Here is a 15,505-nt window from a genome sequence, read left to right as displayed (position 1 = left end):
ATTTTCCTGCGATTTCTTTGTTTTGTGTAAAAATAAGTCAGATTTCTATTGTAACCACCAAGGTTTGGAGTTGATATTGTCATTTCCTCCGTATTGTGCGGAAAGTGCTGCCTTTAAATTAGCGCTGTTATAATTGTACTCAGACTGGGGATATCTGAATCTGAATGGTGCCGGAACACCTGGCTTTAAAGGATAATTAGGGAATCCTGTTCTTAAATAATCATAATAAGAGGTCCATTGTGCCTGGTGGAACATGGTCATGTATTTCTGAGTGATGATTTTTTCAACCTGTTCCTGTAGAGGAGCTGAATTATTATAAACAACCAAAGGAGTTGCCAGATATTGGTTTACATCAAAACCTGCAAAATATTGTCCCGGATTTTTTACATAGGTCTGATAGAAAGTAAAGCTGGCTTTGATTGCATTGTCATAATGAATTTTTGCCGATCCTGAAATCCAACCTCTTGCCGTAGCTTCTGCCAGAATAAATTCTAATTCAGAATAACTTAAAACCGAAGAAGGTTCATTGGTAGGATCTTTATAGAAACGATCGTTTACTTTTGAAATATTTTTGGCAGTAATCAACTCTGCATTGTCAGAATAAGAAGACGTAGGATTTCCTCCGTTGTATCCTGTAAAATCTGTAATGGCTTTTCCGTTTTCTTTGGCTCCGGTAGTTTGTGCGGCAAAAGTAAATAAGCGAGGATCTTTTCTGTCTTTAAACAGATTGATAAAATAATCTGCCATGTATAAACTGGATCCATATCCACTATTATTAAACATTGTATATCTGCTATCTGCCGCGTCTACAAACTTAAGTTCTCCATTATCTGCAATAGAAGTCATTAAAGGCTGGCTTCCTGCGATAGAAGCAAATTCCGTTGCGATATTGTAATTTCCTACCGTTGTTTTTTTAGATAATGTCATTAAAATTTTCAGACGGAAAGAATTGATCAGTTTTTTCCATTTTTGAGCATCCCCGTTGAATACGATGTCACCTTCAATCTTATCATTGGTATTGATGAGGTCATTGGCTTCTTTTAACTCTGATAAAATTCCGGACATGATCACTTCCTGAGTATCATATTTAGGTTGTGTAATCCCAAATTCTCCTTTTACAGCCTCAGAATACGGAGCGCTGCCGACTCTTAAACTGATATTAAAGAAATGGTAAGCTCTTAGAAATTTGCCTACAGCAATATAATTTTTATTATTGATTTTTTCTGCTTCCTGCATCATTTTTACCGTATTCAGAAGCTGTTTGGTATACACTTCAAAAGACGTATTGTCCCACTTCATATACTGATAGGTATTTTCACCATCTGTTCCTATCATCATCCTTGAAGCATACATATTATCTCCGTTCACCTGGAAAGTGTTTTTTGAAACATACGTTAAGAGATATTTAGGATCAATAGTTGCCTGATCATTAGGATTGTCATTGATTTGATCCAAACTGGATTCACAAGAAGCTAATGACAGTAATCCTGCAAAAAATACTGACCTCATCAACCTTTTGGCTGTTTTACTTTTGAGTGCTTTTGCCTTTATATTATTTTTCATTGTATTGACGTACTTTTTAGTTAAAACTTAAGATTAAATCCGATTCCGAACCATCTGCTTGAAGGATCCTGAATATCATTCGTAACATCATCTTTTCTTCCCGTTTTAATCTGGAAATCAGGATCTGAATAAAGATTCTTTGATTTTTTCCACATGGCAAGATTGTAAGCTGAAATATTCGCTGTAAATCCTTTTATCATTCCTTTTGGATTCAGTAATGAAGAGAAATCATATTCCAGTACCACTGATCTTAGCTTGATGAAGGTTCTGTCAAAAACATTCGCAAATTCTTCACTCTCATCCTGTGTTACCCTTGCCTGATATGGATAATTCTGTGCCCAATCCTGGAAGCTGATGGCTTTCGTATGCTGAGTATATTTTCCGGTAGCAGGGTCGTAGTTTACACCATCCGGTACAAAGTAGTAAGTTCCTGGTTTTGCATATTCAAGATCTCTGTAGGCAACAGAGTTTGGATGTTTTCCTCCCCACCACATTTTTTCCACAACCTGAGATCTCATGATACCTCCGATACTTCCATCAATTCCGATATTTAAAGACAGTTTTTTATACTTGAAGGTATTATTGAAACCGAAAGTCCAGTCCGGATTGAAATGCCCAAGGTTACTTGGAGCATTTGCCTTCGTTGGCATTCCAGACTTCGCATCCAATATTACTTTTCCGTCTGGGGATTTCTGCCATGTATAATCATAATAGCTGTCCATTCTTTCACCTAGCTTGATGTTATTATAGTTAGACATATTATTATAAATAGACGTCAGTTTTTGTTCGTAAGTACTCCAGTTGATCAACGTTTTCCAGGTAAAATCAGACGTTTTTACAGGAACCATTCCCAGGGAGATTTCAAATCCTTTGGTGGTATATTCATTACCATTTACATATTGAGATGTGAAACCTGAAGATTCAGCACTTGGGAACTCAAGGATGTTGTTGTAGTCTAGCGTTCTGAAATAAGTTGCATCTAAAGTGATTCTGTTATTAAAGAATCCTGCACTTAGTCCTAATTCGTAAGATTTGGTCTGTTCAGGCTTTAAAGAATTTTCAATGTTGAGCGTAGTCGGAAAAAGGAAAGTAGGGTTACCATTATAGGCGATTCCTTTATCATTCATATAATAATTCCTGATGGAGTAAGGCTGGAAATCATAAGCAACTTTTGCCCATGAAGCAGAAACTTTCAGCATGTTGATCGCTTCAGGCATTTTCACTAGATTAGAAATCACAGTACTTATGGACGCTGAAGGATAGAAGTAAGATCTGTTGGCTTTAGGAAGTGTAGAAGACCAGTCGTTACGACCTGAGATATTGATGAAAAATGCATTATATAACCCAATGTCAATCGTAGAATATGCACTGTAGATCAGTTTTTCCTTCAGGTATCTGTATTTTTTGATGGCTCCGATGGAATTTTCAAAAGTATAAACTTCTGGAACTCTTAAACCGTCTGTATAGGTTTCGTTATTATTGTTTTTAAAGTAAAATGCTGAACCTCCTGCATTTATAGTAAAATCAAAATTCTCAGAAATCTTTTTCTTATAAGTAGCAAGTACATCATAGTTTAGATTCCATGTCTTTAGATCTTTTAGAATATAACCTCCACTTCTTGGAGCGTTGTAGTTGAAATAAGAATATGGGCTGAATATCTCAGATTTGCTATGGTTTTCAACAAGGGAAATTTTACCTTTTACTGAGAAATCCTTTGTCGCTTTATATTCTAATCCAGTCTGAGCATTAATAATATTCGTTCTGTTCTGATTTTTATAATATTCAGCTCCGAACCAAGGATTGTTGTACCATGCGTAATTCCAGTTTGCCTGTGCTACTCCTTCTTTTCCAGGAATCCACATATGATTTCTTAAAGCTTTTCCGTCTACGTCACCACCCATCCAGATAAGGATTGTATACATGTGTCCACTAGGATTGTATTCGTAGTTGGGCATGTTCGGTGTAAAAGTCTGATTGAAATTAAACTTAGTGTCAAAAACAAATTTATCTCCAATATGGTTTTCAGAAGAAAAATTCACTCCATATCTCTGAAGATACGAATTCGGAACTCTGTCATCATAATTCATGAAGTTTCCGGAGAGTCTGTACACATCTTTATTGTTTCTGTAGCTGATCGCAAAATTATTATTGTTGATAACAGCCGGCTTTAGAAAAGTTTTTAAGTTGTCATGGTATCTCCATTCAATTGGAACTCTCTCATATCTTGATTTGTCATTATATTGAGTGCCTGTTACTGCTCCATACCAGGGAACTACCTGTCCTGTTACTTTATCTCTGATAGGGCTATTCCATTGAGCAATTTTTAATCCTGGAACAAACTTCGGTCCCCAGATCATATCTCCGTCATTCACGCCACCATCAGCTCCGTCCCAGAACTCATACTTTCCGTGAGAACCGTTACCATATTCCGTCTGGGTTTTTGGAAGATTGGTAAACCCTCCTGTAATCATCGTGTTTTGTGAAAATTCTACGGAGAATCCTTTCTTCTTAGCGCTTTTTGTTGTGATCAGAATAGCTCCGTATCTTCCTCTTGATCCATAAAGAGCAGAAGCTGTAGCTCCTTTCAATACGTTGATATTTTCAATATTATTAGGATCTAAATTCTGGAAAACCTCTTTTTCCACAATCACTCCATCAATCACAAAAACCAAATTGGAATTTCCTCTTAAGGTAAACTGTGGAGCCTGTTGCATTCCCGTCGGGTTAGAAACATTCAATCCTGCTACCTGTCCTGAAAATAAATTACCAATACTCGGAGTGGTGATCGTTTCAAATTGTTTCGTCCCCACTTCCTGTGTAGAATATCCAATCTTTTCCTTTTTCTTGGCAATTCCCAAAGCGGTAATTACAACACCTTCAATCTGTTTTTCATTGGTTTTCCTCAAAACAACAGAATATTGCCTTTTTGAAGAAACTTCTACCGTGGATAAAGAAAAATCAGGTGAAAAAAACTCAAGGATATCTTTAGGATTGGCTGAAATGGTAAAATTCCCATTTTCGTCTGTTGTAGCGGTCTTTCCTGTGTTTTTGTCGGTGATGTTGACGCCTGAAACACTGGTGCCGTTTTCAGATTTTACATTTCCTGAAATGTTAATTTCCTGAGCTGTAATGTATAAAGGAAGTAAAAAAACTGCAAACGTGGCTAAAGTTTTCTTCATTTTTTTTGAATGCAAATTTAATCGTGCATTATTACCTGAATTTTAAGGTCATATTAAAATAAAAATACGATTTATGTATTTATTGGTGAAAATAATTAATGAATTGGTAAAATAAAAAAGGTTCTTTGTATAGAGAATTTTGTTTTATTATATAAGGCTGAAAGCTGGAAGCTAGGACCTATTGAAATTTTAAAAATAAATGAAATACTTTTATTAGCGTTTAATCATGAGCAGACTATTAAAATAGTAGCCTTACAATAATTTCAGTCAGCTTACATTCCGCCTAAAATCTGCTCAAAATTCCCCAGTGAATCTTGATATCGTTGAATTTGAAAGGATTTCCAAACTCATTACCATTAGAAAGCTGGAAGCTCATCAGCCCGATTGGAATAAAGAAGTTGAAACCGAGCCCTACACTGTAGAGCTTAGGTTTTACATTCAAAGACTTATTATTAAGCTGTCCATATTGTCCAAAGAGGTCAAAGAATGCCTGATTACCTATGAGGTACCGATATTCCAAGCCTCCATAATAATAGAAGTCGGCGGCAAGGGAATTTTCATTGAAACCCCGCATGGAATTCCAGCCCCCAAAACGATACAATTCATTGGTAGAAAGCTCCATTTTAGAATCCATTAAGGCTCCTTCTGCTTTAATATTCAGAAAATGGTTTCCGGAAATATGATAATTATGTTCTCCCGAGAAATAAAACTGGTTCTGTGTAGACCTTATATTTCCTTTGGTATAAGTTGTTGCTAAATAATCGTATCCTGCATTGATTCTTGTTTTGTGAAGAAAAAGATCAATGTCTGTAGGCTCTGTCATTTCAAACCATATCCCGACTCCTTTTTTGTTGTAATCTCTTCCCTGTGTGTATAAAGTATCAATAATCGTTGAGGTTTCCAGCGTTGCTCGAAGACCGATTTTATTACGGTTATTAATATGATAATAAAAAGCAGGAAGAAACTTTACATTCGCGAATGTGGAATCCTGTCTGTAGATATTCACCTTTGTATTCATCCCGATATTAGACTTAAAAAGATACGGAATATCCACCTGAAGATCGAAAGTCTGTCCTTTATCCGGGTTTCTCTGCCAGTAAAGATTAATTGCCTCAAAACCATTGAACATATTTCTGAAATTGACGTTCATCGTTCCGTTTAAGGTAAACTTATCAGTCTTGTCATTACCAAAACCGATCACCCCATCAAAGGTATTGGTCTTTTTCTTCTCGAGAAACAGGTAAATATTGGTAGAATCTTTGGTGAATAAAGTCTGTGGTTGTCTTTCAAGTATCAGGAAAGGATGACTTTGAAAGTTTTTGTTGATAGCCAGCAGATTTTTATCATCATAATTTTTCCCTTTAAATTCCTTTTCCAGGTTTTTGATGAACCTTTTTGGAACTTTTTCGTAACCCTTTACAACAAAACCGTTGATTGTTCTTTTATCATTCTTGTTGATGTCAAGCTCTACAATGGGAAAACCGTTTTTCTGCCCTTTATATTTGGATTTGATCCTGCTGAAAGAATATCCGTCATCAATATAACTTTTGTTGATGCTTTTCTTTGTAGAATCTAAATTTTTCGTAAAAAAATCTTTCTGAATTTTCAGTTTCTGAGCAATAGAATCGGAAAGGTTGACGTAGGTTTCGTTAAAGTTTTTTCCTTTGTCATAAAAAATCTCTGTGCTGTCTCCTTTTATTTTTACATCTTTCAACTGAGTGAAAAAGTAATTATTCTGAGCCAGTGAATCCAGAAACTTTACCGCAGAAACGGAATCTTTTACTTTTTTCTTAACCTTTGTTTCAGTGTCAATAAGCCAATACTGCTTCTTCTGCGCTTGTACAAAAACGCAGAACAGGACAAAAAATATTTTTAGAAACAGCTTAATGCTTAGTAAGGTTTAAAGTAATTAATTAACTTTTTAATAACTGAAACTAGTCCAGTTTATTATATTTCTTCATCAAATTCTCATAAGTATTCTGCGGAAGAAGCCACTTCAACGGAACTCCTATTTTCTGCCCGAATTTACCAAAATAATAATGAGCTTTCCACTTCTTCTTTCCTAAAAGCTTTTCAATGTATTCTGCTACTTCCAATGGCTCTGTTCCTTCGTCTACATGAGCATTCATTAAAGAATATACTTTATCAAATACATTTTTATACGGTTGAGAAACCTGTGCAATAACCCTGTTATCTGCAATATTCGTTTTAATGTCTCCCAAGTGAAGAGAGCATACATCAATATTCCAAGGATACACTTCATACCTCATCGCTTCAGTTACTTTATCCAGTGCAGACTTTGAAGCGGAATAAAAACCACGGAAAGGAAGTCCCATTTCACTTCCAATACTGGATACATTGATGATTTTTCCAAATTTATTCTCACGCATTTTTGGAAGAACAGCACTCATCGTCTGAACGGCACCTGCAAGATTCAGACTGAAAAGCTTTAGGATATCTTCTTTTGTAGAATCTTCTACGGCTCCTACCATTCCCATTCCGGCATTATTGATCAGAACATCAATTCTGGTTTCAGTTTTCAGAACTTCTGCAATGGCATTCTGAACGGCAGTGTTATCAGTAACATCGGTGGGGATAGATTGAAAGTACTGGCTTTCCGTATACTTACGGCTTAAACCATATACTTTATGTCCTTTTTTACCAAAATATTCGGCTAGTGCAAATCCAATTCCTGAGGAGGTTCCTGTGATAATAATGGTCATGTAATCCTATGATTTTTATAATGTTTAATTTTTTCCTCTTCATTGGCTGAACAAGGTAAAATCTATTTTCAGCAAATGTAAAAAAAGAATAACGAACTCTGTTATTTATTGTTTCTGAAAATGTTTTTAAAATGATAGTCTTATTTTCTCTAATTGATTTTAAACTTAAAAGAAACTTAATATCAATTATGTATAGAATATAAATAAAATAATTACTTTATTTATTTACTGTTTTGTTTTTCAGTGTGTTGTATTTTAATTATGTTAAGTTGTAAATGAAAATGTCTAAAAATTGTTAATAAAAACATAAGGAAGTGTTAATGAAGAGAGGTAAGGTACTGCTCTAATTTTGCATCTAATTAAAAAGGATGTCATGATTGTATTTAAAACCCCTGTCTCAGTAGCTTATTTAACGGGTAGGGTATTACTTATTGGTGCAATATCAGCTTCACCGATGTTCCTATCTCAAAAAAAAGACAGCTTAAAAGAAAAATCCATCGATGAGATTGTTGTTGTTGGGTACGGAACACAGAAAAAGAGTAAAGTTTCCGGCGCTGTTACCGAAGCTTCTTTGGATAAGCTTACTTCCAGGTCTTTATCAGGAGTAGGAGATGTACTTCAGGGAAAAGCTCCGGGAGTTACTGTAGTGAACGAAGGAGGAGATCCTAACGGTTCACCTAAAGTAAATATTCGTGGCTTGGGAGGTATCAATGGTGAGACTCCTTTGTACGTTGTAGATGGAGTGGTCTTTAATGGAACACCTTCTATCAACCCGAATGATATTCAGGATATCTCAGTTCTTAAAGATGCTTCAGCAGCCATTTACGGAGCGAGGTCTTCAGGAGGGGTAATATTGATTACGACTAAGAAAGGGAAAAAAGGAAATCTGACAGTAGATTTTGATGTTAAATATGGGGTGAATCAGGCATGGCGATTAAAAGAATCTTTAAATGCAGCTGAATTTCAGGATGTGATGTATGAGGCATTTAAGAATGCAAAAAATCTTGGAAGTTTACCAAAAGCATTCAATCCTGACTTATATCCTGAAGGAAGAATTACCAAGACAGACTGGATGAAAGAAATTTTCCGTACCGGAACAATCCAGGAATACAATATGAATCTTAGTGGCGGAAATGAAAAGTCCCGGTATTTCGTAGGGATGAATCATAGAAACCTTGAAGGAATTCTATTAAATACCCAAGCAAAAAGATATAATTTCAGGGTTAATTCTGAACATAAAATAAAAGACTGGTTGACGATCGGAGAAAATATGTACTATAATTACTCCGACGGAAATACAGCAGATACAAAAAGTGGTTATACAGGCGCCATTGTAGCGGCAATGTATTATCCACCAAATGTTCCTGTCTATACACCATCAGGTGTTTATTCTGGATTGCCGATCAATGTAGCAGGTGGTTATGGAGATATGATCAATCCGGTAGCTTATCTTAAAAGAATCAATCTCAGAAATCCTACACATGAGATTTTGATCAATCCTTATGCAGAGATTACATTGGCAAAAGATTTAAAATTCCGATCCAATTTTTCACAAACATTTAAGTTAGGAGATACAAAGAACTTTACCTACAGGGTTCTTGAAGTAGGAAAGATTTTTGATAACAATAATCTGGAATATCAATCCAACAATTCCGCTACAGTTCTTGCAGAGCAGCTTCTTACCTATAAATTGGCTCTTGGTAAACATAATTTTGATTTCCTTGGTGGTTTTACTTTCCAAAAAACGACTGAAGACGGGTTCCTTGCCAAGTCTTTTGACTTCAGAAGTGAAGCGGAGGTTTTCCAATATCTTCAGAATGCAGCAGATACCAATAAGGATGTTTCAAGTTACAGATACAAGCAGGCATTAGTGTCTTACCTTGCAAGGGTAAATTATGATTATGCTGGTAAGTATATTGTCAGTGTATTGGGAAGACGTGATGGTTCATCATTGGTGGCAAAGCAGAATCGTTTTGCAAACTATTATGCACTTTCAGGGGCTTGGGTGGTTTCCAAAGAAAACTTCATGCAGGATATTTCATGGCTTTCCAGCTTAAAGCTTAGAGGAAGTTACGGTATTTTGGGGAATCTTGGAGGTATTTCATCACAAGCAGTGAATCCTTTGATGACCAGAGATAATAATATTATTTTTGGTAAAGATCCATCTCAGAATATTGCGTATTATGCTACAACCCGTCCTAATCCGGATCTTAAATGGGGTAAATCTGAGCAAACTAACTTTGGAGTAGATGCTTCTTTCCTACAAAACAGCCTTTCCTTACAGTTTGATTACTTTGTGAAAAATTCCAAAGATCAGATCTTTAATGTAGGCTTACCAAGTACTTCTACGTATAAAAACCAGTATGTAAATGCAGGTTTGTTTCAAGATAAAGGATATGAAGTAGGAATCAATTATAACAGTAAAAAATCAGGAGATTTTACCTATTCTATCGGGGCTACTTTTAGTCAACTAAAAAATACGGTGAAGCAATTGGCTAATGTAGATGAGATATTTATAAACGATAATGGTATCCGAGGAGTACTGAAGCCTACCCGCATAAAAGTTGGAGATCCGTTATATTCTTTTTATGGATACAAGACAGGAGGGATCTTCCAGTCTCAGGCAGAGATTGATAATTACAGAGATTCCAAGGGAAATCTGATTCAGCCTAATGCACAACCCGGAGATATTAAGTTCCTGAAAAAAGATGGGAATACAGGAACTCTTGACAATACAGACTTTGTCAATCTGGGAAGTCCTTATCCTAAATTTTCTTACGGATTTTCCTATAACATGACCTGGAAAAACTTTGACCTGAACGTATTCTTCCAGGGAGTATATGGGAATAAAATTTTTAACGGGCTGAAATTTATTTCTCTGAATCCGGGGGGAACAGGTCAGAATTATAATATGGAAAGGGATATTCTGAATGCATGGACTCCTCAAAATACCAATACCAATATTCCACGAGTAGTACACGGTGATCCTGCAGGAAATTATTCAAAAGTATCAGACTTTTATGTAGAAGATGGATCTTACTTGAGATTGAAAAACCTTACAATAGGATATTCATTGCCTAAAGAGCTTTACAAATCGTTAGATGTAAGCAGAGTAAGAGTTTATATTACAACCAATAACTTATTCACTATTACAAAATATAAAGGTTTCGATCCTGAAGTAGGAATGAATTCTTATGGGGTAGATACCGGAAGATATCCTCAGTCCCGCTCATTCATCTTTGGAGTGGAAGTCGGATTATAGTTTTAATATCAAAAAAGTAAAAAAAATGAAATTTTTCAACAAAATATTTTTAGTATCAGGAATGGCTGTAATGCTTACCTCTTGTTTGGGAGAACTGGATATTCAACCGGAAGGAACCCCTACAGAGGCTAGTTTCTGGAAAACAGAAAATGACCTTATTACCGGAGCGAATGCAATGTACCAACCTTTATTCAATGAAGAGTTTTACGGAAGAGGACTTTTCTGGTTTATCAATGCAAGTGATGATATGGTAACAGGAAGAACTAGAAATGAGGCTGATAATGCAAAGAATTTCAGCAGTAATTATATAGCATCCGGAGATCTTGAAACTCAATGGAATAAAAGATATACTGTAATCGGGGTTGCCAACCGTGTTATCCGAAATATTGATAATATTCAGACTTCAACTGCAATTAAAAACAAATATCTTGGAGAAGCATTGTTCATGAGCAGCAGAATGTATTTTGAGCTGGCATCTAATTATGGAAATGAAAAAGCAGGAATTCCTATTATAGACCGTTCGAAAGAACCAGATCCTAACCCGATTCCAAGAGCAGCTAATGTTAAGATGAACTATGATTATATCGTAGCAGATCTTAAAAAAGCCGCAGAATTATTACCTAGTCAGGCTGAATTACCACTAACGGATTACGGAAGACCTCATAAAGCAGCAGCATGGGCACTTCTTGCAAAGGTATATCTGTTTATGAAAGACTATCAGAATGCAGAATATTGGGCAAATGAAGTGATGACAAAAGGAGGGAGAAGTTTACTGCCGAATTTTGGCGATGTCTTTAAGGCAGAAAATAATTACAGTTCAGAGTATATCTGGTCTGTTCCGGGTACTCCTAAATTTACTGGATGGGGAAGTATTCTTCCTGGAGTAATGCTTGAAAATAAAGGTTGGGGAGAGTATAACGGTTGGGGATATTTTCAGCCAACAAAAGAATTGTTCGATGAATATGAAACTGGAGATCTTAGAAGAAGCGTGACTATTTTGAAACCGGGAGATCAGTTTACCTTTAATGCAAAACCAAGAGTGTATCAAAAAGATAACAGCCGTACAGGATATCAGTTTAACAAATATATGGATGCTTTCAAATATGATTTAAAAGTTGGGCATGTAAGTGCAAATGGAGATTATCCGTGTACAGACCTTGCCGTTCCTATTATGCGTTATGCTGAGGTGATTCTTATTAAAGCTGAAGCATTGATCATGCAGGGGAAAAACGGAGATGTAGAAATTAATATGATCAGGCAACGTGCAGGATTAGCTCCAAAAAGTAATTGTAAAATGGCAGATCTGAAGCATGAAAGACGTTGCGAACTTGCCGGTGAATGGGCAGACAGACACAGAGATCTTGTGCGTTGGGGAGATGCACAGGCAGCTTATGCACAACCTTTACACGCTATTAACGGAGACGTGGTTTGGGCAGCAAGAAATTTCAATCCGTCAATCCATAATGTTTGGGCAGTTCCACAGGTGGAGATCGTGAATAGCCATGGAGTTATTAAACAAAATGAAGGTTGGTAAAATCTTAAACTTATACATATTTACTATATCATCGCAGAATTTCTGTGATGATATGGTTTTTTAAAGAACAATGAAACGCAAATAAACAATCAAGCGTTCCATAAAACAATAAAAATATCCGAATGAAATTATCAAAGATATTAGGAGTATTGGCATTGGCTTTTTTTTCTGAAGGTCAGGCTCAGAATTATTTGAATTATAATGTGGGAAATGCACATTCTCATAATGATTATATGCAGGAAATTCCTTTTTGGAATGCTTATTATGCTAATTTCGGTTCCATTGAAGCAGATGTTTTTCTGGTAAAAGGCAAATTGTGGATAGCTCATACAGAGAAGGAGTTGTCAGCAGACAAAACACTAGAGAATCTTTATCTTGACAATATTTCAAAACAGATAAAAAAGAATAAAGGGAATATCTATCAGGATACAAATAGAAAATTACAGTTACTGATAGATGTTAAACAGGATTATAAAACAACCCTTGCAGCATTAGTCAGTACATTAAAAAAATATCCTGATATTACTGGAAATTCAGGAGTGAAAATTGTGATTACCGGAGGAAGACCTGAGCCTTCTGATTTCAAAAATTATCCAAGCTATCTTTATTTCGATGGTGATTTGGATAAAAATTATTCTGCCGATCAACTCAAAAGAGTAGGGATGTTTAGCGCAGATTTACCAGCATTGGTCAAATGGAACGGAAAAGGTATTCCAAGAGATGAAGAAACAGAAAAAATAAAAAATGCTGTAGGAAAAGCTCATGCTCAACAAAGGGCGATGCGTTTCTACGGTGCTCCCGATTTTCCTAATGCTTGGGTAAATTTAATGGATATGGGAGTAGATTATATCAACACTGATCATATTCCCGATCTTAAAAAATTCATGAATACCATTCCGAAGAATTTTTATAAAAATACAAAAGAGTATACCCCTTATACTCCTACATATAAAACGGACGGAGTAAATAAAAAAGTAAAAAATGTAATTCTCCTTATCCCTGATGGGACTTCCTTACCTCAATATTACGCTGCTTTTACAGCCAATAAAGGAAAACTAAATGTATTCAACATGAAGTCTACAGGTTTATCCAAAACCAATTCTTCCAATGCTTATGTTACCGATTCTGCACCGGGATCTACAGCTTTTGCAACAGGAATAAAGACTAAAAATACATTCGTAGGAGTAGATAATATGGGAAAAGCGCTGGCTCAGATTCCTGATATTGTTGCAGAAAAAGGATTGGTTTCAGGACTGATTTCTACGGGAGATGTCACAGATGCAACTCCTGCGGATTTTTATGCACATTCAGACAACAGAAACAGCTCGGAGCCTATTCTTAAGGATTTTGCCACTTCCAAAACAAAAATATTGATCGGTGGTCCCACAAGCGGATTAACAAAGGAAACAGAACAAAAATTGAAAGATGCAAAAGTAGATCTATATCAAAACCTGAAATCTGTGAGTAACATAAACAACCGCACCCTTGTTATTGATCCTTTGGCATCAAAACGCATAACAGACGGTAGAGGAAATTGGCTTGCTGATGCCTTTGATCTTACTTTAAATGATCTGAAGAACAATAAAAAAGGATTCTTTATGATGGTAGAAGCTTCCCAAACCGACGGTGGTGGGCACAGTAATAATATAGAACAACTTGTTACCGAATTACTGGATTTTGATCATGTTGTAGGAAAAGCAATGAAATTTGCAGACGAAAACAAAGAAACACTGGTTGTTGTTGTAGGTGATCATGAAACCGGAGGTCTGACGCTTTTAGATGGAAGCTTAAAAGATGGCTGGATATTTGGAAATTTCAGTACCAATGATCATACTTCAATTCCATCAAGTGTTTTTGCGTACGGACCGAATTCCAAAGAGTTTACAGGACTGTTTGAAAATACCGAGATTTTCAATAAAATACTTGCCGCTTACGGGATTCAGAAATAGTTTTCCGTTTCAAAGATAATAATGACTGTTTCATTTTTGAAGCAGTCATTTTTTATGAGGAATTGTTAATAACATAGAAGTTATCCACAATTGTTCGTTTTGCTTTCTTTAAGCTGATGAAAAAACATGTTTTAAATATACAAAGGCTATCCCCAAACAGAGACAGCCTTACAATAAATCTAACAAATAAATTAATTTAGAAATTGGTTTTTACAATCAGCCCGGATAATTCTGCATTAACAAAATCCATTGGCATAATTCCAAAAGACCCTTTCGTGTTGGATTGAAAATATGTTTTAAGTCTTGGATTAATATTATTTGAAACGGTAGGAATACTTGGAATTCCGAATATTCCGGGTTTATAACCACTTGTGAAATTGATGAAAAGTCTGTCGCTATTATTGCTTTTCGCTTCGTTGAGCAGATTGGAAATACCATTCCATTTATCATCATTGTTCGTTACCTTATAATAATCCTGAACTTTTAGTTGAGCACCTGGATTATTGATTTCAAATGTTGTATTATCTGCCCATGATGTTGCGTTGATTCCTTTTGCTGTTTCAGCAGAGAATCTTCTTAACAATCTAATTTTCCCTCTTACTTCTCCAAGCGTTGGAATATTTGTCCCAAGATTCCACTTTGCCGAGTTTTTCTGAACATAAGCATCAAAGGTTTTCTCAAAACTTCTGGTATTATTTGAAGGATCATGCTCTTCCTTTACAGACATAATAATTGTTTCCGAAGGATGACTTTCCAGAAAAGAATAGCAGGCATTAAGAACATCATCAAAATTTAAATTCTGATAAATAGCACCATGATGAATAGTAAAAGAATTATCAATATGTCTGCAACGAATATCAAGAAAACGAACACCTGCATTCAGCTGTTCTGCAATACTAAGATCCTGGGTTTTTGCAGTTCCTGATACTACGGGAGCATCTACACGAGCTCCGGAATCATGCGTTCCCGGAATTGAAATTTTTGAAATTGAAATATTATCCTGTAAACCGGACATCCAGCTGTTCATTTCAATTGCAGCTCGAGAAGAAACCTTATAATTTGCCTTTTGAATAGTAGACATTTCATTTGAATCTCTATCAAGAGTACTTTCCGAACAAGAAAAGAAAACAGTTGCTGTTGCGATACTCAGTGTAAAATTTTTTACATATTTCATGTGGTGTTTGAACATAGTTTATATTTTTAATTGTATTTTAAAAATAATAATATTTCAAACAGATAGGAGTTAATTTAACTTTAAAAGATGATTAAGTTGTTGGGAGGTGACCAGAATGTTT

General features: G+C 35.7%; 8 protein-coding genes. 3 read left to right on the top strand and 5 right to left on the bottom strand.

Annotation, left to right across the window (positions count from 1 at the left end; translation table 11 throughout):
• Window positions 1-45: 45 nt before the first annotated feature.
• The 4 genes from BW983_RS09650 to BW983_RS09635 form a co-directional block, all read right to left on the bottom strand.
• On the bottom strand, window positions 46-1,563 hold the full coding sequence (locus BW983_RS09650; RefSeq protein WP_084184404.1) for a SusD/RagB family nutrient-binding outer membrane lipoprotein: 1,518 nt from the start codon (window positions 1,561-1,563) through the stop codon (window positions 46-48).
• 20 nt (window positions 1,564-1,583) lie between these two features.
• The gene (locus BW983_RS09645) at window positions 1,584-4,742 is read right to left on the bottom strand and encodes a SusC/RagA family TonB-linked outer membrane protein (RefSeq protein WP_076551742.1); all 3,159 of its coding nucleotides are present in this window, start codon (window positions 4,740-4,742) and stop codon (window positions 1,584-1,586) included.
• Window positions 4,743-5,025: 283 nt separating this feature from the next.
• A complete protein-coding gene (locus BW983_RS09640; protein WP_228408993.1) occupies window positions 5,026-6,456 on the bottom strand; it encodes an autotransporter assembly complex protein TamA in 1,431 nt (476 codons plus the stop codon).
• 220 nt (window positions 6,457-6,676) lie between these two features.
• Window positions 6,677-7,465: an SDR family oxidoreductase gene (locus BW983_RS09635; RefSeq protein WP_076551740.1), complete on the bottom strand. Its 789-nt coding sequence runs from the start codon at window positions 7,463-7,465 to the stop codon at window positions 6,677-6,679.
• A gap of 373 nt (window positions 7,466-7,838) precedes the next feature.
• On the opposite strand from BW983_RS09635, the gene BW983_RS09630 reads away from it, so the two are divergent.
• The 3 genes from BW983_RS09630 to BW983_RS09620 all read left to right on the top strand — a co-directional run bounded on the left by BW983_RS09630 (window position 7,839) and on the right by BW983_RS09620 (window position 14,210).
• Window positions 7,839-10,727 carry a SusC/RagA family TonB-linked outer membrane protein gene (locus BW983_RS09630; protein WP_076551739.1) on the top strand — a complete coding sequence of 963 codons (2,889 nt, stop codon included), beginning with the start codon at window positions 7,839-7,841 and terminating at the stop codon, window positions 10,725-10,727.
• A 25-nt stretch (window positions 10,728-10,752) separates the two neighbouring features.
• Complete coding sequence (locus BW983_RS09625; RefSeq protein WP_076551738.1) at window positions 10,753-12,261, top strand: RagB/SusD family nutrient uptake outer membrane protein; 1,509 nt, start codon at window positions 10,753-10,755, stop codon at window positions 12,259-12,261.
• Window positions 12,262-12,383: 122 nt separating this feature from the next.
• Window positions 12,384-14,210: an alkaline phosphatase gene (locus BW983_RS09620; protein ID WP_076551737.1), complete on the top strand. Its 1,827-nt coding sequence runs from the start codon at window positions 12,384-12,386 to the stop codon at window positions 14,208-14,210.
• Window positions 14,211-14,406: 196 nt separating this feature from the next.
• Here BW983_RS09620 and BW983_RS09615 read toward each other — a convergent pair whose 3' ends face one another.
• Window positions 14,407-15,399, bottom strand: coding sequence for a phosphatidylinositol-specific phospholipase C (locus BW983_RS09615; RefSeq protein WP_228408992.1), 993 nt, complete (start codon window positions 15,397-15,399; stop codon window positions 14,407-14,409).
• Between the last annotated feature and the right edge of the window lie 106 nt (window positions 15,400-15,505).

The sequence above is a fragment of the Chryseobacterium ureilyticum genome (genome assembly GCF_900156735.1).
GTDB lineage: Bacteria > Bacteroidota > Bacteroidia > Flavobacteriales > Weeksellaceae > Chryseobacterium > Chryseobacterium ureilyticum.
The sequence above is the reverse complement of the archived record's forward strand: the minus strand, read 5'-3'. Positions and strand labels throughout refer to the sequence as shown.

What these genes read in the sequence shown, in the direction of transcription:
- BW983_RS09620 (WP_076551737.1), top strand. Translation starts at nt 12,384, where the DNA reads ATGAAATTATCAAAGATATTAGGAGTATTGGCATTGGCTTTTTTTTCT.
- BW983_RS09625 (WP_076551738.1), top strand. Translation starts at nt 10,753, where the DNA reads ATGAAATTTTTCAACAAAATATTTTTAGTATCAGGAATGGCTGTAATG.
- BW983_RS09635 (WP_076551740.1), bottom strand. Translation starts at nt 7,465, where the DNA reads ATGACCATTATTATCACAGGAACCTCCTCAGGAATTGGATTTGCACTA.
- BW983_RS09630 (WP_076551739.1), top strand. Translation starts at nt 7,839, where the DNA reads ATGATTGTATTTAAAACCCCTGTCTCAGTAGCTTATTTAACGGGTAGG.
- BW983_RS09650 (WP_084184404.1), bottom strand. Translation starts at nt 1,563, where the DNA reads ATGAAAAATAATATAAAGGCAAAAGCACTCAAAAGTAAAACAGCCAAA.
- BW983_RS09615 (WP_228408992.1), bottom strand. Translation starts at nt 15,399, where the DNA reads ATGTTCAAACACCACATGAAATATGTAAAAAATTTTACACTGAGTATC.
- BW983_RS09645 (WP_076551742.1), bottom strand. Translation starts at nt 4,742, where the DNA reads ATGAAGAAAACTTTAGCCACGTTTGCAGTTTTTTTACTTCCTTTATAC.